General features: G+C 41.9%; 28 protein-coding genes. 9 read left to right on the top strand and 19 right to left on the bottom strand.

Annotated features, from left to right (window positions below; translation table 11 throughout):
* Positions 1-22: 22 nt before the first annotated feature.
* Together DYI25_RS02550 and DYI25_RS02545 are read right to left on the bottom strand one after the other, a co-directional pair.
* Complete coding sequence (locus DYI25_RS02550) at positions 23-1,222, bottom strand: FtsW/RodA/SpoVE family cell cycle protein (protein ID WP_213366677.1); 1,200 nt, start codon at positions 1,220-1,222, stop codon at positions 23-25.
* A 304-nt stretch (positions 1,223-1,526) separates the two neighbouring features.
* A complete protein-coding gene (locus DYI25_RS02545; RefSeq protein ID WP_041965554.1) occupies positions 1,527-1,808 on the bottom strand; it encodes a YlaN family protein in 282 nt (93 codons plus the stop codon).
* Positions 1,809-1,996: 188 nt separating this feature from the next.
* Here DYI25_RS02545 and DYI25_RS02540 point away from each other — a divergent pair, with 188 nt between their 5' ends.
* Entirely contained in the window at positions 1,997-2,497 is a 501-nt protein-coding gene (locus DYI25_RS02540) for a peptidyl-prolyl cis-trans isomerase (RefSeq protein ID WP_213366675.1), read from the top strand.
* Positions 2,498-2,604: 107 nt separating this feature from the next.
* Here DYI25_RS02540 and DYI25_RS02535 read toward each other — a convergent pair whose 3' ends face one another.
* Positions 2,605-3,945, bottom strand: coding sequence for a PhoH family protein (locus DYI25_RS02535; RefSeq protein ID WP_249745220.1), 1,341 nt, complete (start codon positions 3,943-3,945; stop codon positions 2,605-2,607).
* 195 nt (positions 3,946-4,140) lie between these two features.
* On the opposite strand from DYI25_RS02535, the gene DYI25_RS02530 reads away from it, so the two are divergent.
* On the top strand, positions 4,141-4,725 hold the full coding sequence (locus DYI25_RS02530) for a YhcN/YlaJ family sporulation lipoprotein (protein ID WP_213366671.1): 585 nt from the start codon (positions 4,141-4,143) through the stop codon (positions 4,723-4,725).
* 22 nt (positions 4,726-4,747) lie between these two features.
* On the opposite strand, the gene DYI25_RS02525 is transcribed toward DYI25_RS02530, so the two are convergent.
* Complete coding sequence (locus DYI25_RS02525) at positions 4,748-5,203, bottom strand: pyridoxamine 5'-phosphate oxidase family protein (RefSeq protein ID WP_213366669.1); 456 nt, start codon at positions 5,201-5,203, stop codon at positions 4,748-4,750.
* 156 nt (positions 5,204-5,359) lie between these two features.
* Here DYI25_RS02525 and DYI25_RS02520 point away from each other — a divergent pair, with 156 nt between their 5' ends.
* A complete protein-coding gene (locus DYI25_RS02520; protein WP_213366667.1) occupies positions 5,360-5,560 on the top strand; it encodes a YlaI family protein in 201 nt (66 codons plus the stop codon).
* Between the two features lie 685 nt (positions 5,561-6,245).
* Here the strand turns inward: DYI25_RS02520 and DYI25_RS02515 are convergent.
* The 3 genes from DYI25_RS02515 to typA are packed head-to-tail and all read right to left on the bottom strand — an operon-like array spanning position 6,246 to position 8,720.
* The gene (locus DYI25_RS02515; RefSeq protein ID WP_213366665.1) at positions 6,246-6,539 is read right to left on the bottom strand and encodes a hypothetical protein; all 294 of its coding nucleotides are present in this window, start codon (positions 6,537-6,539) and stop codon (positions 6,246-6,248) included.
* 11 nt (positions 6,540-6,550) lie between these two features.
* The gene (locus DYI25_RS02510; protein ID WP_213366662.1) at positions 6,551-6,865 is read right to left on the bottom strand and encodes a YlaH-like family protein; all 315 of its coding nucleotides are present in this window, start codon (positions 6,863-6,865) and stop codon (positions 6,551-6,553) included.
* Between the two features lie 19 nt (positions 6,866-6,884).
* A complete protein-coding gene (typA, locus tag DYI25_RS02505) occupies positions 6,885-8,720 on the bottom strand; it encodes a translational GTPase TypA (RefSeq protein ID WP_213366660.1) in 1,836 nt (611 codons plus the stop codon).
* Positions 8,721-8,873: 153 nt separating this feature from the next.
* On the opposite strand from typA, the gene DYI25_RS02500 reads away from it, so the two are divergent.
* Positions 8,874-9,059, top strand: coding sequence for a YlaF family protein (locus DYI25_RS02500; RefSeq protein ID WP_213366658.1), 186 nt, complete (start codon positions 8,874-8,876; stop codon positions 9,057-9,059).
* A gap of 90 nt (positions 9,060-9,149) precedes the next feature.
* Here the strand turns inward: DYI25_RS02500 and DYI25_RS02495 are convergent, their stop codons facing one another.
* The 3 genes from DYI25_RS02495 to DYI25_RS02485 form a co-directional block, all read right to left on the bottom strand.
* Complete coding sequence (locus DYI25_RS02495) at positions 9,150-9,509, bottom strand: GNAT family N-acetyltransferase (protein ID WP_213366656.1); 360 nt, start codon at positions 9,507-9,509, stop codon at positions 9,150-9,152.
* A 95-nt stretch (positions 9,510-9,604) separates the two neighbouring features.
* The gene (locus tag DYI25_RS02490; RefSeq protein ID WP_213366654.1) at positions 9,605-10,408 is read right to left on the bottom strand and encodes an inositol monophosphatase family protein; all 804 of its coding nucleotides are present in this window, start codon (positions 10,406-10,408) and stop codon (positions 9,605-9,607) included.
* 312 nt (positions 10,409-10,720) lie between these two features.
* Positions 10,721-10,915: a hypothetical protein gene (locus DYI25_RS02485; RefSeq protein WP_079508291.1), complete on the bottom strand. Its 195-nt coding sequence runs from the start codon at positions 10,913-10,915 to the stop codon at positions 10,721-10,723.
* A 168-nt stretch (positions 10,916-11,083) separates the two neighbouring features.
* Between DYI25_RS02485 and DYI25_RS02480 the strand changes: the two genes are divergently transcribed.
* A complete protein-coding gene (locus tag DYI25_RS02480) occupies positions 11,084-11,704 on the top strand; it encodes a YktB family protein (protein WP_213366651.1) in 621 nt (206 codons plus the stop codon).
* A gap of 288 nt (positions 11,705-11,992) precedes the next feature.
* On the opposite strand, the gene DYI25_RS02475 is transcribed toward DYI25_RS02480, so the two are convergent.
* Both DYI25_RS02475 and DYI25_RS02470 read right to left on the bottom strand, forming a co-directional pair.
* A complete protein-coding gene (locus DYI25_RS02475) occupies positions 11,993-12,280 on the bottom strand; it encodes a UPF0223 family protein (protein WP_213366649.1) in 288 nt (95 codons plus the stop codon).
* A gap of 108 nt (positions 12,281-12,388) precedes the next feature.
* A complete protein-coding gene (locus DYI25_RS02470; RefSeq protein WP_213366647.1) occupies positions 12,389-13,348 on the bottom strand; it encodes an NAD(P)H-dependent flavin oxidoreductase in 960 nt (319 codons plus the stop codon).
* A gap of 217 nt (positions 13,349-13,565) precedes the next feature.
* On the opposite strand from DYI25_RS02470, the gene DYI25_RS02465 reads away from it, so the two are divergent.
* Both DYI25_RS02465 and DYI25_RS02460 read left to right on the top strand, forming a co-directional pair.
* Positions 13,566-15,035 carry an aminotransferase class I/II-fold pyridoxal phosphate-dependent enzyme gene (locus tag DYI25_RS02465; RefSeq protein WP_213366645.1) on the top strand — a complete coding sequence of 490 codons (1,470 nt, stop codon included), beginning with the start codon at positions 13,566-13,568 and terminating at the stop codon, positions 15,033-15,035.
* Between the two features lie 106 nt (positions 15,036-15,141).
* Positions 15,142-15,354 carry a hypothetical protein gene (locus DYI25_RS02460; protein ID WP_213366643.1) on the top strand — a complete coding sequence of 71 codons (213 nt, stop codon included), beginning with the start codon at positions 15,142-15,144 and terminating at the stop codon, positions 15,352-15,354.
* Between the two features lie 177 nt (positions 15,355-15,531).
* Here the strand turns inward: DYI25_RS02460 and DYI25_RS02455 are convergent, their stop codons facing one another.
* Both DYI25_RS02455 and DYI25_RS02450 read right to left on the bottom strand, forming a co-directional pair.
* Positions 15,532-15,654: a GapA-binding peptide SR1P gene (locus DYI25_RS02455; RefSeq protein WP_023615067.1), complete on the bottom strand. Its 123-nt coding sequence runs from the start codon at positions 15,652-15,654 to the stop codon at positions 15,532-15,534.
* Positions 15,655-15,934: 280 nt separating this feature from the next.
* The gene (locus tag DYI25_RS02450; RefSeq protein WP_213366641.1) at positions 15,935-16,234 is read right to left on the bottom strand and encodes a DUF3055 domain-containing protein; all 300 of its coding nucleotides are present in this window, start codon (positions 16,232-16,234) and stop codon (positions 15,935-15,937) included.
* A gap of 160 nt (positions 16,235-16,394) precedes the next feature.
* Between DYI25_RS02450 and DYI25_RS02445 the strand changes: the two genes are divergently transcribed.
* Positions 16,395-16,829, top strand: coding sequence for a DUF1885 family protein (locus DYI25_RS02445; RefSeq protein WP_213366638.1), 435 nt, complete (start codon positions 16,395-16,397; stop codon positions 16,827-16,829).
* Between the two features lie 96 nt (positions 16,830-16,925).
* Here the strand turns inward: DYI25_RS02445 and DYI25_RS02440 are convergent, their stop codons facing one another.
* On the bottom strand, positions 16,926-17,798 hold the full coding sequence (locus tag DYI25_RS02440) for a polysaccharide deacetylase family protein (protein WP_249745219.1): 873 nt from the start codon (positions 17,796-17,798) through the stop codon (positions 16,926-16,928).
* 542 nt (positions 17,799-18,340) lie between these two features.
* On the opposite strand from DYI25_RS02440, the gene DYI25_RS02435 reads away from it, so the two are divergent.
* Positions 18,341-18,718, top strand: coding sequence for a small peptidoglycan-associated lipoprotein (locus DYI25_RS02435; RefSeq protein WP_213366636.1), 378 nt, complete (start codon positions 18,341-18,343; stop codon positions 18,716-18,718).
* A gap of 39 nt (positions 18,719-18,757) precedes the next feature.
* On the opposite strand, the gene lpdA is transcribed toward DYI25_RS02435, so the two are convergent.
* The 4 genes from lpdA to pdhA are packed head-to-tail and all read right to left on the bottom strand — an operon-like array spanning position 18,758 to position 23,694.
* A complete protein-coding gene (gene lpdA, locus DYI25_RS02430) occupies positions 18,758-20,167 on the bottom strand; it encodes a dihydrolipoyl dehydrogenase (RefSeq protein ID WP_213366634.1) in 1,410 nt (469 codons plus the stop codon).
* Positions 20,168-20,170: 3 nt separating this feature from the next.
* The gene (locus tag DYI25_RS02425) at positions 20,171-21,547 is read right to left on the bottom strand and encodes a dihydrolipoamide acetyltransferase family protein (protein ID WP_213366632.1); all 1,377 of its coding nucleotides are present in this window, start codon (positions 21,545-21,547) and stop codon (positions 20,171-20,173) included.
* Between the two features lie 50 nt (positions 21,548-21,597).
* Complete coding sequence (locus DYI25_RS02420; protein WP_213366630.1) at positions 21,598-22,575, bottom strand: alpha-ketoacid dehydrogenase subunit beta; 978 nt, start codon at positions 22,573-22,575, stop codon at positions 21,598-21,600.
* Between the two features lie 3 nt (positions 22,576-22,578).
* Entirely contained in the window at positions 22,579-23,694 is a 1,116-nt protein-coding gene (pdhA, locus tag DYI25_RS02415) for a pyruvate dehydrogenase (acetyl-transferring) E1 component subunit alpha (RefSeq protein ID WP_213366628.1), read from the bottom strand.
* Between the last annotated feature and the right edge of the window lie 70 nt (positions 23,695-23,764).

Raw genomic sequence — 23,764 nt, 5'->3', positions numbered from 1 at the left:
CAGCTTTTTATCTTCTCTATAATTAAGACCTGAACTTAAACGAATTTTGGTTTACTACAGCTTTTGGAGGCTTAGGCTGGACTGCCTTTTCCTTCTTATACTTCTCTTCATATTTAACAAACATCGAAACATTCACCAGTATCCCGGTCGCGATCGCGAGCTGGAGCAATGAGGAACCTCCATAACTCACAAAAGGCAATGGAACACCTGTCAAAGGAATGACTCCTGAAGCTCCGCCCAGATTGACAAACGACTGAATACCAATCATACTGGCAATCCCAATTGCTAGCAAACTGCCAAAAGGATCCTTGCACTTAAGCCCTATATGTATCCCTTTTAGGACGATGAACGCCAGACTCAACAATACAAACCCTACACCGAAAATCCCCAACTCCTCAGAGATGACTGCGATGATGAAGTCCGTGTGTGCTTCAGGAAGATACCCCAGTTTTTGATTACTTTGTCCCAGTCCAAGCCCTGTAAGTCCTCCTGAGCCAATTGCATAATAGGCATTGGCTAATTGATAGCCGGATTTTTGTTCGTCATCGAATGGATTGCTATATGACGTAATACGCTCTAAGCGCCTCTCGGAAAACACTTCATCTTTCAATATAAGCGAAACAGGCACCAATAAAATCGCCACGATCATGACCAGCTTCATGATATTTTTAAAGTTCATGCCTGAAGATAGAATGATAGCTGCAGCAATCAGCATGATAATACCTGCTGTGCCGAAATCCGGCTGAAGTGCGATAAGGAAAAATACCATTACTAGGAATAGTAGAGGCGGCAATACACCTTTATTGAATTCATTTATGTATGATTGTTTTTTTGCATACACGGCTGATAGATATATAATGACACTCAGTTTTGCAAGCTCCGATGGCTGAATGCTTCTAGCCCCTACTTCTATCCAGCTAAGGGCATTACCCGCTACTTTACCGACGACGAATAATATCAAGAGGCCTGACAGTGTTAATATCACCATAGGAAGCAAGATTTTGGTGCTTTTCATTGCTTTGTAAGGAAATAAGGCCGCCAGAATAAATACAAACAGTGCCGCTACCAAATTGAATTTTTGTTTGTCATAAAAGAAATCGCTATCTACTCCATGCCAGGTGACCATGCTGGCACTGTAAACCATGACAAGGCCAAACAAGCACAAGAGCGCAACAACAATGATCAATGAATAGTCATAGGATTTCAGTATTTTTTTAAACATCGTCTCTTCCCCATCTTCTAAGTTGTTTAATCTATTCTACTATAAGTTGAAATATCCTGCCTTTGTTTAAGGAAAAGTTATGGAATTCTTAATATATTGTCATAGAAGTGTAATGCAGTCTTTTCCATTGACCATTGCCTGTCATAACAATTTGCATCTGGATTCTAAAAGGCAAGGGTGCTCTTTTTAAGGAAACTCCTGAACTGGAAAAGTATTAAAGAGCTTGTGAAAGTATCAAAATTCACCAAAAGAGCCTCACAAAAAAACTCAAACAATCGTTTAGGACTGTTTGAGTTTTTAGGATTTATTTTTTTAACGAAGCTTCATGCAATATGGAAAGCTCTTGCTCCAATTGGTCTAGAATTACTTTTCCATCTGATTCTTCGATTAAGCCGAGTCTTACTGCAAAATCTATCTCTCTTGATAATCCAAACATTTGCGTATCTAAAACCTCTTCATAAAGAGGGCATTGAGGCATTGTCAGGTTATCCATTTGCACTTTGATCAGCTTTAAAATTTTATCAGCGTCAGCCTTTAACAAGGCATGGGCTTTTTCCTGATGGTTGATTATCATATCAGACGCCAACTTGATCCCCCCGTTTCCGAGCGATTACCCAATCCTATCTTTAAATTTTACCCTTAAGTGGACAAAAAAGCAAGAATATTAAGGATGCAGAAATTAATGGTTGGTGCGCTTAGATGAGTTGAAATGACAACTCACAAAATTATCGATATACTGAATAAATAATATAAGAAAAAATGCAGGAGGAACTTATGGAGACAATCATTCCTATCAAAGGTAACGTCAAATACAAGATCACTTTGGATCCGGGCGTTTGGATTTTCGACGATCGCAAAGTAGACTTGAATACATATTTCAGCGGAGACCATGAGAGCGAAGATGCCCTGGAAGAGTATACGAAGTCTGTCTCAAAACATTGGGACCGCGAAATCATGGAGGGTGCAGTTTATCCCCCAACTCTTAAAACAGAAGTGAAGTTCGAGAAGGAAAAAATCCTGACTGGCACTTTTGGCATACCATTCAAGCCATTTCTTGTTAATGCAGAACCAGAACCGACTGCGAAGAATGTTGTGATTGAATACGGTGAAAATGACCAGGTGTCACTTTCCCTCGAAGAAGCTTCTGGACTCATCCTCGGTTTTTCGAAGGACGGCAAACCATTAAAAGAGGACGGACCGCTGCATGTATATTACCATGATGGTTCTAATAAGGATAATCCTATCAAAAATGTTACCGGATTTACGGTCGAATAATATGTAAGCTCTTGCCAACGGGCATCCAGGTGGATGCCCGTTATTTATTTTACCTTTTACCCGTTTGTTTTTGACTATCTAACATCTAAGATTGCAGAGTGCGATCTTTAATTTAGAAGGTCAGCAGCGAGTTGGGCAAGAGGTGACCTTTCTCCTTTAACGAGCTGGACATGACCCGCAATCTGCTGGTCTTTGAACTTTTCAACCACATACGTCAGGCCATTATTGTAGGCATCCAGGTATGGGTGGTCAATCTGATCGGGGTCACCCATCAAGACAATCTTACTGCGTTCCCCTACCCTCGTCAGAATTGTTTTGACCTCATGCTTTGTCAGGTTCTGTGCTTCATCAATGATAATGAATTGCTCCGGGATGCTCCTTCCCCTTATATAAGTTAATGCTTCTACTTCGATTGAACCCATCCCTGCCAGTATGGCATCAAGTTCTCCTGGTTTTTTTGTATTGAAAAGGAACTCAAGGTTATCATATATAGGCTGCATCCATGGTCTGAGCTTTTCCTGCTTTTCCCCAGGCAAAAAGCCCAAATCCTTTCCTACTGGCACAATCGGCCTTGCTACAAGCAGCTTTTTAAAAACGCCTAAGTCCTCGGTCTGAAGAAGCCCTGATGCTAGAGCGAGCAATGTTTTCCCTGTTCCTGCACGACCTATCAGTGTGATCAGAGGCATGTCTTGTCGCAAAAGAAGTTCCATCGCCATAATTTGCTGTACATTTCTTGGCTTGATTCCCCATGTGTGCTTTCCCTCATGTTCAAAGACAAGCTTTTTCACTTTTTTATTTTTTGTATCGACCATACCTATTGCGGATGCAGAACTGCCGAGAATATCCTTCATGATCACAAACTGATTTGGGTAAAAAAAGTTTTGACCCTTTAAATCAGAGATGTTAAGTTCTCCTCTTTCATAAAAACGATTGAGTTCTTCTATTTCTATATACACTTCTGCATAACCAGAATACAGATGGTTAATTTCCACAACCCTGTCACTTAAAAAATCTTCAGCGATCAGCCCGATCGCATCTGCTTTTACACGGACCAGAGCGTCCTTACTGACAAGGATTACCGAACGCCCATTTTCTTTCGTTTCTTCTTCAAGACTCAAGTTCTTAGCTACCGCCAGTATTCGATTATCATTTGTTTTTTCAACAAAGATTTCCTGAAGTTGATGGAAGGATCGATGATTCAGCTCAATTCTGAGAGTCCCACCACCCTCAAGGTTGATTTTTTCATGCAGCTTCCCTGTCTCTCTCATGCCGTCTATAAGCCGTGAAACCTGGCGTGCGTTGCGACCAATCTCATCCATATACCTTTTCTTTGAATCCACTTCCTCCAGAACTACAGCAGGTATGACAACTTCATTGTCTTGAAAGGAAAAAATCGCATGCGGATCCTGTAGTAAGACGTTTGTATCCAGTACGTATATTTTACTCAAATTGATGCCTCCCGCCTTATTGATCTCGACTCTGGCCAACTTGGCAGCCTCGGCCGGGACTTTGGTAAAATATATGACTTTTTGAATAAAGATAGAAGATATTTTGCACAATAACCTTTGAGCATTTCTTTTTTTATATAACATTCCTAGTTGTTCAAAGGATTTCAACTAATAAATAACCGGAGGGGTTCATTAATGATAAGATTGGTTGCTGCAATTTCGTTTGTATTGCTATTGACTGCGTGCAATGGTCAGAACAACGCAAATAAAGCTGACGAAGATCATAAGGTCAAGGTCCAGAATAGTACGATTGAAGAAGTTGACCGCCAATCTGGACAGAAGATTTCCCGCCATCTTGTAAACTTGACTACTCATATCCCGAATGTTGATGACGCTGCTGCTGTAGTCGTTGGTCGCTATGCAATTGTGGGTATCGACGTAAATGATAAGATGGAGAGGTCTGAGGTAGACACTGTGAAATATACGGTGGCGGAAGCGTTAAAAAAGGACCCACACGGTGCACGTGCAGTCGTGGTAGCGGATCCTGATATCACAGCAAGATTAAGGGAGATATCAGAGGATATTCAAAACGGGCAGCCAATCCAGGGTATTATGAATGAGCTTTCAGATATAACCGGAAGAGGCATGCCAGAGGTTCCCGCAGACATGATTGAACCGCAGACTGAGAGCCCGACTGAAGATCCAAAGAAAAAGCTTAACAAGGAAGAACAAAAACAACTAGAGAAGGACCAGGAACAACAATCCAACTATCATAAATAACAAGAAAAGCTTAGTCAATTGACTAAGCTTTTCTCATTGCATCCATTACCTGCTTATCAAGACGCGCTGCTGCATCTTTATCATATGTCTTGTCATATTGAGGTTCAGCAACGATTTTTGATCCATAGAACATAACGTCCCTTACTTCGCTGATTTTAATTTCGACTAACGCTAACTTCAAAGGTACACCTTCAAGTTTTTCCTGCTTGACGCCGGCCGTCCCGCTGATTGAATATGTAGATTCATTTGCGATTAGGTTGATTACTGCTTTGTCATTGGTCTTGATATTCTCGATGATTCGAGAACGGTTATCCACTGCAAAATAAACGGTATCCTCATCCTTTGCAAGCACCCAGGAAATCGCACTGACATTCGGGCCTCCTGTTTCGTGGTCCACTGTCGCCAATGTGACAAAACGCTCTTTTTGCAGTTCATCAAACAATGGTTTGATTAGTTTAGGTTCTACTTGATTTGCCATATTCACCCTCCTTAAACTATCATAATAGTACTACGAATTCTTTAAGCAGGGCAAATCAAATGATTTTTCCTGCTTAGGCTGGAAACAATGATATACTATAATATAATCCAATCTCAATCAGGCTATGTATGATAATTATTGATAAGAGGTGTAAGAATGAGAGTCAAATGTGTATTGTGCGACAAAATCGAAAATATTAACAGTGATACCCTTCAGGCTAAGCGGCTTAGAAACCGGCCGATCCATACATATATGTGTGAACCATGTAATGAACGAATTGCCGATAAAACGAACAACCGGATAGCCACAGGGAATTTCAAGCTATACCGTTCCCGCGTTCAGAAGGATGATTGGTGATTAGAATTTGCCCTTCTAGATAGATAAAGTTTAGAACGAAATCTAGGGCTGATTCAGACAGCTTTTGGGGTTTCCTCCTCAAACCTGTCTGAATACGGGGCTTTTTTTGACAGCTTTTGTGCTTTGGCCCATGCGACCTGAAACCTGTCATAATAACCACACTTTCTTGACAGCTTTGGGCTCTGCAACCTGAAACCTGTCACAATAATCGCACTTTCTTGACAGCTTTGGGCTCTGCAGCCTGAAACCTGTCACAATAACCACACTTTCTTGACAGCTTTGGGCTCTGCAGCCTGAAACCTGTCACAATAATCGCATTTTCTTGACAGCTTTGGGCTCTGCAGCCTGAAACCTGTCACAATAATCGCATTTTCTTGACAGCTTTGGGCCCTGCGACCTGAAACCTGTCACAATAATCGCATTTTCTTGACAGCTTTGGGCTCTGCAGCCTGAAACCCGTCACAATAATCTCGCTTTCTTGACAGCTTTGAGCTCTGTAGCCTGAAACCTGTCACAATAATCTCGCTTTCTTGACAGCTTTGAGCTCTGTAGCCTGAAACCTGTCACAATAACCGCAGCTTTTCTGCCTTCCGCCCCATACCTGTCTAAATCCAAGTATCATTTTGACAAGCCAAATTACCATGAAACAACAGCAAAAACTCCGCCCAACAATGGGCGGAGTTTTTTAATCTTCTTCTGGATAGTTCACGTATTTGTCTGGTTCTTGCCTGATTTGGTCAAGCATGACTTCAATCAGGTCGCGGGGGAAACGGTATTCTTTAGAATTCCCTTCCTGAACGACTGTGACATAATACATAAGTGCATCCCGTTTTAATTCTTTTGATTCAACATTATGTTCATCGGCAAGAATTTGTTCAAATAATTGTGTAGTATCTTGAGCAGCTGTATCTTCTGGCCGAGCGTCGCTGACAATTTTGATTGTCAGCCAATTATAAATTGCATCTTGGAGTGATTTCATATCGCCAACTCCTATTTGACATTTGCTTCTGCTTTTTTATGTTGTCGCAACCTGAGCTTGTAAATGATCAGGATGAGTGCAGCGACCACAAGTCCTTCCGTGATGGGAAGGAAAATAGCAAGGAAGGTTAGGACTGTAGAGCCAAGCAATAGAAACGCATAGATAACGATATTTTTCAGCAATGGCAGCTTCTGTGCAAACCCAAGTTTATAAACAAGGATGCTCATAGCGGCAATCGTTAGGTATAGCATCCACATGCCAACCGTTGGGTGCTCATCTACCCTGAATAATGCTGCAAAAAATGATAATCTTTGGCTTACATCCATACTTCTTCCCCCTACTTAATTAAGCTTCAGCGAATTTTTTCTTTTTCGCCATTCTTTCACGCTCATTCTTATCAAGAATCTTTTTACGGAGTCTGATTGATTCTGGTGTTACTTCACAATACTCGTCATCGTTCAAGTATTCTAATGATTCTTCCAGAGTCATGATTCTTGGCTTCTTGATGACAGATGTCTGGTCCTTATTTGCAGAACGGATATTAGTTGCTGCCTTTACCTTCGTGATATTGACAGTAATATCATTTTCACGAGTGTGCTCGCCGACAATCATACCCTCATAAATTTCAGTTCCAGGCTCAACGAAGATTGTTCCGCGGTCTTCTACCTGCATGATTCCATAAGTAGATGCCTTTCCGGATTCCATTGATACTAGAACACCCTGGCGGCGTCCGCCTACCTGGCCTTGAAGCATTGGCTGGTAGCTGTCGAATGTATGGTTAATGATACCATATCCGCGAGTCAATGTTAAAAATTCTGTTGTGTATCCAATAAGTCCACGTGCCGGCACGTTGAAAATCAATCGAACCTGGCCGCTTCCATTGTTAATCATATCTAGCATTTCGCCTTTACGTGCGCCGATCGATTCCATGATTGATCCTGTGTGTTCTTCAGGAACATCGATTTGAACTCGTTCAACCGGTTCACTTCTTACTCCATCTATTTCCCTTACGATAACTTCAGGTTTTGACACCTGAAGCTCATACCCTTCACGGCGCATGTTTTCAATCAAGATAGACAAGTGAAGTTCTCCACGTCCTGAAACGATCCATTCATCAGGTGAGTCAGTATTGTCTACTCTTAGACTAACGTCAGTTTGAAGCTGTGCACGAAGTCTCTCTTCGATTTTCCTTGCAGTCAGGTATTTACCCTCACGGCCTGCGAATGGGCTGTTATTGACCAAGAATGTCATTTGTAGTGTTGGCTCATCAATACGTAAAACCGGCAGTGGATCCTGCTGGTCAAATGGACATACAGTTTCACCGACATTGATATCTTCCATTCCTGATAAAGCAATTAGGTCCCCTGCATGTGCTTCTTGTACTTCCTGGCGCTTCAAACCGAAGAAACCAAAGATCTTAGTTACTCGGAATTGTTTTACAGAGCCGTCAAGCTTCATCAACGCTACTTGCTGGCCTACCTTCATCGTACCGCGGAAAACACGTCCGATTCCGATTCTGCCAACATAGTCATTGTAATCAAGAAGGGCAACCTGGAATTGTAAAGGCTCTTCTCTGTTATCAACTGGTGCCGGGATATTTTCAATGATGGACTCGTACAATGCCTGCATGTTCTCATCCTGTTTTTCAGGGTCCATGCTTGCTGTTCCGTTGATAGCAGATGCATATACAACTGGGAACTCAAGCTGATCCTCATCTGCTCCTAGTTCGATGAACAAGTCTAGGACTTCATCAACTACTTCAGAAGGACGAGCAAAGTCTCGGTCAATCTTATTGACGACAACAATTGGTGTTAAATGCTGTTCAAGAGCTTTCTTCAAAACAAAGCGTGTTTGCGGCATGCAGCCTTCATACGCGTCAACAACGAGCAATACGCCGTCAACCATTTTCATGATACGCTCAACTTCGCCGCCAAAGTCAGCGTGGCCAGGAGTATCAAGAATGTTGATACGTGTATCGTTATAAGAAATAGCTGTATTTTTCGCGAGGATCGTAATTCCTCGTTCTCTTTCCAAATCGTTTGAATCCATTGCGCGCTCTTCCACATGCTCATTTATACGGAATGTGCCTGATTGCTTCAGAAGCTGGTCAACCAAAGTCGTTTTACCGTGGTCAACGTGGGCAATAATCGCTATATTTCTAATATCTTCTCTTAATTTCAAAAAAGTCACCCTGCCTTTAATATCGTAATTTATCTATTGGCTTTTTACACAACTTATATATTATACCATAATTAGTGTGGAAACCTATAAGCATTTTAATGTACAATTAAATATATTATAATTTGCACCAAATGTCGAATGGGGGGAATCACCTTGAAGCAAATAAAATGGCCATTATTATTTTTCGCATTTGCAGCAGCTTCATGCATGATTGGTATTGGAATCGCCATTGGAGAAAGAAGTGTCGCTGGCGCTATCGCATGCATCATCGCCCTTGTGTTTGTTATGGGATTTGGATTTAAGAAGAAAAAAAAGATGAGGGAAGCAGGCGAGCTTTAGACTCAACGTGTGCTTAAATCTTTTTTTAGGGCAATGCAGAACCGGAATTTTTGATTTCTCAACAGTAAAACCGGCTGGATTACCAGCCGGTCATTCGAAAGGGCGGACCATTATCAAAAAGGTTTCACCTTCGTTTTCTTCTGTTTTGAATTGTTCAAACCCGCAGTCTGTTAGGAAGTTTGACCACTCATATTCATCGAAGGGAACAGCGGCAAAAAGTGCCCTTTGCCCGTTCAATTCAAATTCATTGGAAAGATGGTTCAAAATGGCTAAAGCGATTCCTCGCCGTCTTTCATCCGCTTTTACCAATATGGTGCCAACCCACGGCTTTTGATTGGAAGGAGCCGATTCCACATGATAAGATACCGCCACAGGACCTTCTCCCTGCTCCCATATCCTCCATTCACCTGGCAAGTCAGTATATTGCGCAATATACTCTTCTAAGGACAAGCCTCTCAGCTCATTTTTACTCCACTTAACACTTTCGGATATAAGACCATGGAAAAACAGGAGATCAGTGCTTTGAAATCTTCTCCAAGTTAAAGTTACCATTTTCCATCTTTAAGGTAATTCTTGAGTATATCACCATGCAGGCCTGGCTTAGATACAAATAAAGAACTCTGCTGGAGCATATCCAGTTCTCCTCCCCTTAGATCCGTAGTTTCACCACCAAGTTCCTTGATCATGATGATACCGGCAGCGATATCCCACGGTGCAAGCCTTGGAGTCATATAAGCATCTATTCTCCCCGTTGCGACATACACCATTTCCATAGCCGCTGAACCATAGGAACGAGTTCCTCTCACGGCTTTTACAAGGGGTATGAGTAATTCGTGATCTATCCGTTTATTAGGGGCTACCCAAGTAGCATTGAGAGCAAGAATCGCTTCACTTACCTTGGCTTCTGTAAGTTGAGGGATTGATTTTTCGTTTAAATAAACTCCCTTCCCTTTTATGCAATGATAAAGTTCATCGTGTACCACATCATAAATAAGTCCTATCATACCTTCTCCATCAATATAAATACCGATTGAGATTGCGAAGTTCCGCTGTTGGTGAACAAAATTCATTGTTCCATCGATTGGATCTATGATCCAAACAACACCTGATAAAGATGTCACTTCGTCTCCATACCCTTCCTCACCCATGATTCGATGATCAGGAAAAGCACCTTTGATTTTTTTGATAAAATATTGCTCTGTCCCTTTATCTATATCTGTTACCAGGTCATTGGGATTTGATTTTGACGTGACATTTAATGTTTTTGGAAAAGAAGCCCTGATATTTTCACCAGCCTCTTTTATCCAGCTTTTCGCGTATGTATCAATTTCTTTCAAATTATATTCCATTCAGCTTCCCCCCGTTCATAGATTTTTACGATCAATCAAGCTTTAGGAATCTACTTAAGCTTATCGGATTATATTCATTTTCATCAAGTATTAGGATTCCCCCTGTCATCTCCATAACATGCAAATATTCTCAAGATGTTAAATGACCACATTCATAAGGTTAATACCATTTTGGGCATTTAGAGCTAAGCTGGAAATAAAAAACGAACCCCATCAGCTTTACAGGAGTTCGTCAAGCGTCTTGATTACTGCAGTTTTCCATTATTGTCATCATCATTCCTTACCTTCTTCTTTCCGAGAGCATTATAATTATTACAGAGCTTTTAAACGTAATAATTCTTGTCGAATTCTTTCGAGTTTCTGTTTACATTCTTTCATTTTTGGTTTATCAGACTCCGTCATCGCGTCAAAAAGGGTGGCTAATTCGTAATCCATTTCCAAACGCAGTACAGCAGTTCTTTGGAGCTCACCATTTCTTTTCCTTGTTGAGTTTATAAGTTGTTTCATTAATTTACACTCCTCTATAAATTTCTGTTTTTTTATTTAGTGTATGAATTTCCATTTGGCAGTGGTACAAATTTGTGCGTATACCCATGACTCGGTAAAATGCTTGTCGCTTCTTTTTTTATAATGATTTTGCTACAATATTTGACAAAGCACTAGGAGGTTTTTATATTGTCATTTTCAGGATTTGAACAAGCAGATTTCGATGTTTTCAAAATAGATGGTCTTGATGAACGAATGGAGGCCTTAAAATCCCAGATCCGCCCTAAACTGGAAGACCTCGGCCAGCACTTCGCTCCAACGCTTTCTAGCATTGCCGGCGATGAGATGCATTACCATGTTGCAAAACACGCCAGGAGGACGAAGAATCCGCCAAAAGATACGTGGGTAGCGTTCGCCAGCAACCCAAGAGGCTATAAGATGCTCCCTCATTTTCAGATCGGATTGTGGGAGACCCATGTCTTTATCTGGTTTGCTGTTATATACGAAGCACCTGAGAAGGAAGCGATTGGTAAAAAACTAGAAGAAAACATCGATTCCATCTACAAACGTACTCCGAAGGATTTCTACTGGTCCATCGATCATATGAAGCCTGAAGCCACTATTCAAAGTGAGCTTTCCAAGGAAGACCTTCTTTCGATGTTCAAGCGCCTTCAAACCGTGAAAAAAGCTGAAATCCTGTGCGGTCTGAACATCCCTCGTGAGGAAGCCGTCAAACTAAGCGGTGATGAAATGCTTTCTAAAATTGATTTTGTATTTAGAGAAATATTACCCTTATATAAATTAGCATAAACCATTAAGTGCATAGGCGACTGCCCATTTCCGACAAGCGCTGCCCGCCTGAAAACGCCACATCGTGTGGCTGGCGGGTCTAGCACATCGTGTGCCACGGAGGGCCTGACAGTGAAGTCGCTCTTTGACTTCATGGGCAGGACCGAAACCGAAAAGTATAGCCGACTGTCCAGTTTCCGATGTTTCTAGGAGGCGACACTAGACAAGCGTCTCGAGAAAATAGGAGCCGGAGCCGGACAAAAGAAAGAGCCCTTTTTGCATGGGCTCTTTCTTCATATTTATTTTGATCTAATTTTTTCTTTTCTGAACTACTTTTATCTTTTCACCTGACCCGGTTTCTTTGATTGCTTTTACTGCCTGGTAAGGTACGCAGCCGCTCACTTCTTCAAATTCATTGAATAGTGTTTTTTCCTGGGCTTTTCCTGGCACTATTTCTTTAAAACGCCTATACGCGTTAAGTAATGAATCTCGATCGATGCCTTTTTCATATGCTTTTTCAATACATTCATAAAAGTGAATGACGTCAACAATTTCATCTGTTGACCATGTATAGTCTATTGGATATTGGTATTCCATGCTTTCACCTGCTTTTTATGCAATGCCAGAAACCATCTGATCCCGTGCATTCCTTGTATGTTAATCGATTTTACCGCTATTTATTATTGAGTGCAAGAAATCAGGGCTTCATCTTCCCCAGTTTGTTCTTATTTCTTCAGCTTCGTTGATGATTCTTTCAAATAGCTCAGCTACTGTTGGAGAGTCCTTTATTAATCCCATCACTTGGCCAGCCCAGCCAAACCCGTTTTCATCATCGCCTTCATAAATATACTTGCGGTTAGCTGTTCCGCTGATCAACTCTTTTAAATCTTCATAACCGCCACCTTGCTTCTCTATTTCGAGGATTTTTTCTGTCAATGGATTGGCAATTGCCCTTGCCGGCATCCCGAGTGTTCTTTTTATTACTGTGGTATCATTTTCCGTACCTTCAACAAGCTTCTGCTTGTAAAGCTCGTTCGCATGGACGCATTCTTTGGTTGCGATGAAGCGTGTACCCATTTCTATCCCTTGTGCTCCCAGGCTCAACGCTGCCATCAAGCCTCTGCCATCGCCGATTCCTCCTGAAGCAATAACAGGGATATTCACTGAATCTACTACTGAGGGAATGAGCACCATTGTTCCTATATCACTCTTTCCTAAATGTCCTCCGCCTTCCTGGCCGACAACCATGACTGCATCCGCTCCCAGCTCCTCTGCTTTCTGGGCCTGCCTTTTCGCTGCGACAAGAACAAGCTTTTTAACATTTGTGCCTTTTAACTGTTCAAAAATCGGTGCCGGGTTTCCCCCTGTCATCGAAATAACAGGAACATTTTCTTCAATAGCTACATCCAGATAATGAGAAAAAGGCCTGCCATGCTGCCCGATGGCAAAATTGACTCCGAATGGCTTGTCAGTCAGCTCTCTCACTTTATGTATTTCTTTTCTTAATGTCTCAGTATCAGGAAGTGACATTGCTGTGATCTGGCCTAATCCCCCTGCATTCGATACAGCAGCAGCAAGTTCGGAATATGCCAGATAAGCAAGGCCTCCCTGGACTATCGGATATTGTATCCCTAAAAGGTTCGTTACATCTGTATTCCAGTTCATATTCTCATCCCCCTCATAATTGTTTCATTAATATTACTTCTATTATCACAGCTCTTTTTCCTGTTTCCAAAAATTTCGTATCACGTTATTCTTGATATTCTGATTTTCTTTGCAAACACCTTGATTAGTGCTATAATGCATGTGTTTTATTTTTTCAAAAGCTAATCATAACCTATAAACAAGGAAATCCAATAACATAAAGAGGTGTGATCATCCATTGTCACAAAAAGAAACACCATTGTTTACCAGCCTATTAAAGCACGCAGAAAAGAATCCGATTCAGTTCCATATTCCCGGCCATAAAAAAGGTAGCGGGATTGATCCAGAATTCAGAGAGTTCATAGGTGATAATGCATTATCCATCGATTTGATCAACATCGGGCCTCTCGATGACCTGCATTCCCCTAAGGGCATCATTAAGCAAGCCCAGGAACTTGCCGCTGAAGCATTTGGTGCAGATCATACTTTCTTCTCTGTACAGGGAACGAGCGGCGCGATCATGACGATGATCATGACTGTGTGCGGACCTGGGGACAAGATCATCGTTCCAAGGAACGTGCATAAATCGATTATGTCGGCTATTGTTTTTTCAGGTGCCATTCCAATCTTTATCCACCCTGAAATTGATAAAAAGCTCGGAATTTCTCACGGCATCTCAACTGATTCCGTCGAGAAGGCTCTTGAACAGCATCCAGATGCAAAAGGTCTGCTTGTAATCAACCCAACGTATTTCGGCTTTGCAGCTGACCTGAAAAAAATCGTTGAGATTGCCCACTCATACGATGTTCCAGTCCTGGTTGATGAAGCGCATGGCGTCCATATCCACTTCCATGAAGACCTCCCGCTTTCAGCAATGCAGGCTGGTGCTGACATGGCAGCAACGAGCGTTCATAAGCTTGGCGGATCAATGACACAAAGCTCGATCCTGAATGTAAAAGAAGGTTTGGTATCTTCAAAACGCGTACAATCAATCATCAGCATGCTGACAACTACCTCTACTTCATACCTCTTGCTCGCATCACTGGATACTGCAAGAAGAAGGCTGTCTATTGAAGGAAGAGAAATCATCGACCGCACCATTAAATTGGCAAAATGGATCCGTGGTCAAGTCAATGACATCGAGCATCTTTACTGTCCAGGAGAAGACTTGCTGGGTACGAACGCTACTTATGACTTTGACCCAACAAAAGTACTAATAAGCATTAAAGATTTAAATATTACTGGATATGAGGTCGAAAAATGGCTTCGCGAGAAATACAATATCGAAGTTGAACTTTCAGATTTGTACAATATCCTTTGCATCATCACCCCTGGTGACACTCAAAAGGAAGCTGAAATTCTTGTTCAGGCCTTACGTGAACTTTCAAAAGAATTCCATCATCTTGCAGAGAAAGTACATGCTGAAGTTATGCTACCGGACATTCCATTATTGGCGTTGACACCTAGGGATGCTTTCTACGCAGATACTGAAGTGGTGCCTGTCGAAGAATCAGAGGGACGGATCATTGCAGAATTCGTTATGGTATATCCACCTGGAATTCCAATTTTCATACCAGGAGAAATCATCACAGAAGAAAACCTTGTATATATCAAGACCAATATGGAAGCCGGCCTTCCTGTACAAGGACCAGAAGATGATGAAATGAAATCATTCAGGGTGATAAAAGAACACAAAGCAATCAGATAAGAAAAGCGCAACCGCCTTGGTGAGCCCGACAAGCGCTGCCCGCCTGAAAGCGCCACGTCCTGTGGCTGGCGGGTCTAGCACATCGTGTGCCACGGAGGTCCGCCCAGTGAAGTCGTTCTTTGACTTCACTGGGCGGACCTCAACTGAAATGTATAGCCGACTGCCCAGAAACGCAGAAACTGGAGACTCCGACAAAGAAGCGCTTTTTGCTTCTGCCGGTGGAGTTGAAATTTCGGAGTTTCTAGGAGGCGACACTAGACAAATCGAAATGCGGAGGCGACTGCCCAACTCCGACAAGCGCTGGAGGGCTTGCCAGTGAAGTCGGTCTTTGACTTCATTGGCAGGACCGAAGCGTCTCGAGGAGTTAGGAGCCGCAGCTAGACAAGCGACTCGAGGGGCTAGGCGCTGGAGCTAGACAATTCTCGAAGTGAAAATCTACACTTTCTTATCTTGTAAAAAAGAAGGGCATGCAGTATGCATGCCCTTTTATCTATTCTTATCTTTCTTCTGCACCTTCATGGTCGCAGCAGTTGCATTTTTTTGAATATAATACCGTTACTTTCTCATCTTCGAAATGGTCAATTGTAGCATTGCAAGTTTGACAAACGATTGTGCCCATATTTTCAAACTCCTTTTCGTTTTGATTTTTGAAAGCGCTTTATCAATATCTAAGTCTATAATAATATAACACTATTTAGATTTCAAGCCTAAACTGTATAACACTTTTATTTTTTTATGAGGTAATTTATGTTATATGTACCCACAATATATGTTATACAAACAATTAGTATGACACTTTTTAGGTGAGAGTTATTTTGTAGATGCCCATTAAGAACTTTTCCTCAAGTAATTACCGCAAACCAAAAAACAGGCCTTTTTGGCCTGCTCTCGTCTCCCGCTTATTCATATTGAGTCTGGAACGGGGCTGTTGGCAATTCTTCATTGAAAAATAATGCAAGGTCCTCAGCCTGCCGGACTTCTGTAATATGGAATGCTTTCTGCAAATATTCTACGTCTTCTATGTCCTTAGGGTCGAGGAGTGCTGAACGCCCCGTCTGCATGCAGACTACAAGAGGTTTTCCGAAAAACATATTTGTAGACACGATCCCAAAGTCATAACGAGTATCATAAGTAGTGAACCCCACAAACCTGACGTGAACCTTTTCGTGCTCATCATAAAGCTTTTCGAATAGTTCCATATGCCTCCTCCTTTTTTAATTTAATATTTAGAATATTATTATAATTTATTTATGTCAAAAAGGCAAGCGCGTAAGAAGCTAAAAAGCACTTATTCTATTGTCAATGCTTTTTCAGGAGTGATAAAATGATGAAGAATAGATAGGAAAAGGGGATTGGACGATGTCTAGTAATGCTTATATCAAACTTGTTCCATCATCATCTCAGCAAGCCATTTCCACCGAAGAACTAAAGGATTTATTTAATTACTATAAGGAAATAACGGCTAAAACAGGTGACCAGGTTGATTGGAATTATGAAAATTCCGCATTTCCTTATGACCTCAAGGAAAAAGAGGATGGGAAAGGCACATGGTTTTATCTGCAATCATCCCAAGACCGTTATAATGCAATTCTAATTGGCGTTGATAAAGAAAAAGTTGTCGATGAAGAAGGTACAGAACGCGAGCAATCATACATACAAATCACCCTTCCTCCAACAGCTACAGCCGGGGACAAGGGAAAAGCAAATGAATTCAGTAAATTCATCGGTAAAAAATTGCAGGGCGAGCTTCATTTATTCAATGGAAGGGTTATGTATTTCTATCCACGCAAATAAAGACATTTTCGCTCTAAAAACACTTTCCTGGTTCCGCAGCATACGGAACTCAAATAGTTCGCACCGATTGACTTTTTAAAACATCAAAAACGGCTGCTATTGAGCAGCCGTTTCTTTATTTGCTGGAGTTTCGATTTGAGTTGGATCAACGATTTTATAACCTTTATTTTGCAGGCCTTTTACGATATCCCCTAGTGCTTCACTTGTCCACTTCCTGTCATGCATCAGCAAATTCGCCCCATTTCGGAGTAAGGGCGTATTCACCATAATGTCCGCAAGAGCTTCCTTTGATTGATAATCTTTCTCCCAATCATAACCGTAGGTCCAATTCATTAGCAGCATTTTTTCATCCGCTGCCAGTTGTTTGCTGTAATCCGTATTCATACCGAACGGAGCCCTGAAAAATTGCGGCCTTTCGCCAATGAGTTCCTCCACCCTGTCATTAAGGTCAACAATCTCTTTCCTTTGTTCTTCCTCTGTTAAGTCTCTCAAAGATTTGTGATTATATGTATGGTTCCCAATCGGAAAGCCCATTTTGTGAATCTGCTTCAGGATTTCCCCTTCTTCAGGAGTGTCAAGGAAATGGCCATTCACAAAAAAGATGGCTTTTACATTTAACTCTTTTAACGTTTTAGCCATATCAAGTGCATTTTTGTCCGGTGCATCGTCAATGGTCAATAAAACTATTTTTTCATCTGGGTTGTCGATATTTTGGATAGAAAAATCGCCGCTCATTTTATACTGAGGTGACGCTTGTACTACTTCTTCGCTCTTTACTTCATCTTCAGCTGGTTCCTCCGCTCCTTGTGCAGCATCTGTTTTCGGCTTCTCCTCAGTAGTTTCCTCCTCTTTATGGACTTGTTCTTTTCCTTCATCACTTGTGCCATTTGACTTCTGTGATTCTTCTTTAGCTCCGCAACCTGCTAAAATCAATGACACTGCAATCGCTAACAAAAATGTTCTTTTCAAGACTTTCCCCTCCTGCTAGTAAATCTTTGATGAAAAAGTTGATGGCTTAAATATTTTACATTCTCAGTATTTCAGGAAATCCAAATAAAAGAAATAAAAGACATTGTCATATGAAACGATCCATAAATGGCAAGGCTCAAAATCGTTATAAAAAAGGTTTTCCTTGCCGACTTCATAATAATATTGCCTATTATTATGGCTAAATAGAAAAATACCAAGAACATAATACCATTATAAATTGGATGATCGTGTTTGGATAGCCATTCTATTAAGGTATATCCACTCCAGATAATTAATTGAAGCAGCAAAACTGCATACACCTTCAAATCCTCCACCACCATATCTAAATTATCTTTTTCCCATGTCACGATAGAATAAACATTCAAATCTTTTTACTAGTATATGTCCGGTTGGTGAGGATATTTTTCATTTATGTAACAATTCAATAACATTCCATTCTTTTGGAAATTACTGTGATAGAATATGGACAACCTGTTACTCATAGTAAAACAACATTCCGAAAAAAAGTGAGGCAAAGATAAATGAAAAGTTTGTCTTTTGTTTTTGTCGCTACGTTCCTATTCCTTACGGCTTCATGCAACCCAGTCAACGATTCAGATGAATTGGAGCTTAATGAAGATATAAAACAAGTCGTTTTCTTTTCAGATGATGAAAACTATAAACAAGAAGCATCCTACTATGATGCCATTATAGAATTAAAGAAAGAATATCCTGCCGCTTTTGATAATATTGTTGTCATTCCTGCAGCTAACGCCAATAAATACTACGATCTTTTTAAGGTTAAACAATTCCCGGCAATCCTGATTATCCATCAGGATCAGGTCCTTGCCAATGTGAATGGCAATGTATCGAAGGAACAAATTATTGAACCTCTATCGGCTGCTCTGAATAATGAATAAAAAAATCCTTTCCATCTAATCAGGAAAGGATTTTTTAATTTATTTTACGATATGAATTGGATTTCCAAGTGCTACCTCTGCAGCCTCCATCGTAATCTCACCAAGTGTTGGGTGAGCATGGATTGTCATTGCCAGGTCTTCAGCAGTCATGCCTGCTTCAATTGCAAGACCAAGCTCTGCGATCATATCAGAAGCATTCGGGCCAGCGATTTGTGCACCGATTACAATATCATCTTCTTTGCGCGTGATTAGCTTCAAGAAGCCGTCTGTCTGGTTAAGTGATAGTGCACGGCCATTTGCAGCAAACGGGAATTTAGATGCTGTGATATCGATGCCTGCATCTTTCGCTTCCTTTTCAGAGTAGCCAACTGACGCTAATTCTGGATCAGAGAATACAACTGCTGGAATTGCCAGGTAGTCGATTTCTGAAGGATGTCCAGCGATTGCTTCAGCAGCAATTTTACCTTCGTATGATGCTTTGTGGGCTAATGGCGGTCCTTCGACAATGTCACCAATCGCATAGATATTGCTTACATTTGTGCGGCACTGTTTGTCAATTTTGATAACGCCACGGTCAGACATCTCGATGCCAACTTGCTCAAGGCCTAGTTCGTCAGTGTTAGGCTTTCTCCCTACCATTACAAACACGTAGTCTGCTTCGATTTTCTTCTCTTCACCGTTTGCTTCATACTTAACAGTGACGCCAGAGTCAGTTTCTTCGACACCTTTAGCAAGTGCCTTAGTAATGATTTCTGCACCCTTCTTCTTCAGGTTGCGTTTTACTAGAGCTGACATCTGCTTTTCGAATCCATTAAGGATTTCGTCTGCACCTTCAAGAATGGTTACTTTAGTTCCAAAGCTTGCGTATGCTCCACCTAGCTCCGTACCAATGTACCCGCCACCAATAACAACAATGCTCTCTGGAAGCTCTTGAAGATTAAGTGCTCCAGTAGAATCAAGCACGCGCTTGGAGTATTTGAACGCTGGAATCTCGATTGGACGAGATCCAGTAGCGATGATCGCATTTTTGAAAGTATATGTCTGGGCTGAATTTTCATCCATTACACGAATCGTATTGGAATCGACAAAATAAGCTTCACCACTTACGATATCGATTTTGTTACCCTTCAATAGACCTTCGACTCCGCCAGTCAATTTTTTGACTACTCCAGCCTTAAACTCCTGAACTTTAGAGAAATCAAGCGTTACGTTTTCCGCTTTGATACCCATGTCTTCAGAGTGCAAAGCGTTTTCGTACCTGTGACCTGCTGAGATCAAAGCTTTTGAAGGAATACATCCCACGTTCAGGCACACTCCGCCAAGAGTTGCTTTTTCTACGATTGTTACTTTTTGACCTAGCTGGGCAGCGCGAATCGCTGCCACGTATCCGCCAGGTCCGGCACCAATGACAAGAGTATCAGTTTCGATTGGAAAATCTCCTACTACCATTTATTACCCCTCCATTAACAATAGTTCTGGATCGTTCAAAAGGCGCTTGATGTGATTCAAAGCGTGCTGTGCAGTAGCGCCGTCGATCATGCGGTGGTCGAAGCTTAGAGAAAGCGCTAGTACAGGAGCAGCTACAATTTCCCCCTCTTTAACTACTGGCTTTTCAGCAATTCGGCCAATTCCCAGGATCGCTACTTCTGGATGGTTGATAACTGGTGTGAACCATTGTCCGCCAGCAGATCCGATGTTCGTGATTGTGCAAGAAGCACCCTTCATTTCATCTGGCGCAAGCTTGCCATCACGAGCTTTGCCTGCAAGTTCATTGATCTCATTAGAGATAGAGAACACAGATTTACGGTCAGCGTCTTTTACAACTGGTACAAGCAGGCCTTTTTCTGTGTCTGCTGCAATACCAATATTATAATAGTGCTTGTGAACGATTTCGCTTGTTGCATCATCAAGAGATGTGTTCAACGCTGGGTATTCACGCAATGCGCTTGTTAATGCTTTTACCACATAAGGAAGGAATGTAAGCTTGATTCCTTTTTCTGCAGCAACTTCTTTGAACTTCTTGCGATGTGCGACAAGCTTCGTTACGTCTACTTCGTCCATCAAAGTAACGTGTGGAGCTGTATGCTTGGAGTTAACCATTGCCTTAGCGATTGCTTTTCTGATTCCGCTCATTTTTTCGCGCGTTTCAGGATATTGTCCTTCTGGAATAGCCTGAGCCGCTGCGGCTTTTGGTGCCTCTTCAGCTTCAGCTTGAGCTGCCTGAGCTTGATCTGCTTGCGGTGCAGCCGCTGCAGGAGCGCCTCCGCTTAGGAAGTTGTCGATATCATCTTTAACGATGCGGCCATTCTTGCCTGAACCAGCAACCTGACGGATATCAACGCCTTTTTCACGCGCGTACTTACGGACTGATGGCATTGCGACGATTCGGCGGTCAGGATCAACCTCAGCTTGTGGTGCAGCCGCTGCGCCAGCACCAGTCTGACCTGCAGGAGCAGGAGCATCTGCTGCTTCTTTTTCAATTTTTTGACCAGATTCCATTGTAGACTGAACCTGTGCTTCTGTCTTTTCCTGTTTAGGCTGCTCAGCAGGAGCATCCTCTTCTTCACCTTTGAATTTAAGGTGCTCGTAGCCAGGAGCATCGAACGTTACAAGAACCTGTCCTACTGTTGCTACTGTTCCTTCTTCTACTAAAACTTCTTCGACTGTACCAGCGACAGGTGAAGGAATTTCAACAACCGCTTTGTCATTTTGCACTTCGCAAAGTACATCGTCTTCCTGAACTTTTTCGCCAGGCTTCACGAACCACTTGACTATTTCACCTTCGTGAATACCTTCACCGATGTCTGGCAGCTTAAATTGGAATGCCAATGGAATTCACCCTCCTAAGTTTTTTCAAACTTTATAATTTCAGCATTTAATTAGAATGTAAGTACTTTTTTAGCTGTTGCAATTACATCTTTGTAGTTAGGCAGCCAAACAGATTCTGCTTGAGAGAATGCAAAAACTGTATCTGGAGCTGCTACACGCAATACTGGTGCCTCAAGGCTAAGGATTGCACGATCGTTGATTTCTGCAACAATCTGTCCAGCCATACCAGCCTGTTTTTGAGCTTCCTGCACAACAATTGCTCTTCCTGTTTTTTCAACAGAAGCAATGATTGTTTCAATGTCGAAAGGCATTACTGTTCTTAAGTCGATTACTTCTACAGAGTATCCGTCTTTTTCAAGCTCTTCAGCTGCTTTTAATGATTCGTGAACCATTGCACCATAAGTAATAATGGACAGGTCTTTTCCTTCACGCTTAACATCTGCTTTTCCTAGCGGAATTGTGTATTCTTCTTCCGGTACTTCCTGACGGAAAGAGCGGTAAAGCTTCATGTGCTCAAGGAAAATGACTGGATCGTTATCACGGATGGATGAAATCAGTAATCCTTTTGCATCATATGGAGTTGATGGGATAACGACCTTTAGGCCCGGCTGCTGTGCAACCATTCCTTCAAGGCTGTCAGCGTGCATCTCTGGAGTATGTACGCCACCGCCAAATGGTGAACGGATTGTTACTGGTGAGCTGTAGCGGCCGCCTGAACGGTAGCGCATACGAGCCATTTGCCCTGCAATAGAATCCATTACTTCGAAAACAAAGCCGAAGAATTGGATTTCAGGAACAGGACGGTAACCTTGAAGCGCAAGACCAATCGCCAATCCGCCAATTCCGGATTCTGCTAGCGGTGTATCAAATACACGGTCTTCTCCAAATTCATTTTGAAGGCCTTCAGTCGCACGGAATACACCGCCGTTAACGCCTACGTCTTCCCCGAATACAAGTACGTTTGGATCGTTCTTCATCTCTACGCGAAGAGCGTCTGTAATTGCTTGAATCATTGTCATTTGAGCCATGGCTTACTTCGACTCCTTCTCTTTATATATTTCATACTGTTCTTTTAAGTAGTCTGGCATTTCTTCATACATGATTTCCATAAGGTCAGTTACTTTTTGCTTAGGAGTATCATCCGCTTCTTTGATAGCGTTTTTGATTTCTTCTTTTGCTTTTTCGATTGTTTCGTTTTCCATATCTTCAGTCCATAGGTTTTTCTTTTCCAAGAACTTACGGAAACGTACTAATGGATCTTTCTTTTCCCATTCATTGTCCAGATCAGATGTACGGTAACGAGTTGGATCATCACCAGCCATTGTATGTGGACCGTAACGGTAAGTCATTGTTTCGATCAATGTTGGGCCTTCTCCGTTAACTGCGCGCTTACGTGCTTCAAGAGTAACTGCGTAAACTGCAAGCGGGTCCATACCGTCAACCTGAATACCAGGAATACCAGCAGCAACAGCTTTTTGAGCAATTGTCTGAGCAGCAGTTTGCTTTTCAACTGGAGTAGAAATCGCGAAACGGTTGTTCTGAACGAAGAAGATTGCCGGCGCTTTGTATGCACCTGCAAAGTTGATTCCTTCATAGAAGTCACCTTGAGATGAACCGCCATCACCTGTGTAAGTAACAGCTACTGCCTGCGTTCCGCGCTTCTTCATTCCAAGCGCTACACCTGCAGCCTGGATGTACTGAGCACCAATGATGATTTGTGGTGAGATTACATTTACACCTTCAGGTATTTGATTACCCTTGAAGTGCCCGCGTGAGAATAAGAATGCTTGCGTAAGTGGAAGTCCGTGCCAAATCATTTGGGGAACATCACGATATCCTGGAAGGATAAAGTCTTCTTTCTCAAGTGCAAATTGAGATGCAAGCTGGGAAGCTTCCTGTCCTGCTGTAGGAGCATAGAATCCTAGGCGTCCCTGGCGGTTCAATGAAATTGAACGCTGATCCAGAATCCTTGTATAAACCATACGCTTCATTAATTCTTGTAATTGCTCGTCTGAAAGCTCAGGCATTGCCGCTTCATTTACGACTTCGCCCTCTTCATTCAAAATCTGGAACATTTCAAATTGGCTTTCAATCTTTTCGAGCTGCTTCATTGCATCAACAGTGTTGTTTTTTGTTTTAGATGCCATCAGAGCCACCTCTTCCTTTCATGCTTCATAAATTTTAATTGAATATACAAAAATAGGTTACCCAATATCA

Origin of the sequence: Mesobacillus boroniphilus (assembly GCF_018424685.1) — a bacterium.
Classification (GTDB): Bacteria; Bacillota; Bacilli; order Bacillales; family Cytobacillaceae; genus Mesobacillus; species Mesobacillus boroniphilus_A.
The sequence above is the reverse complement of the archived record's forward strand: the minus strand, read 5'-3'. Positions and strand labels throughout refer to the sequence as shown.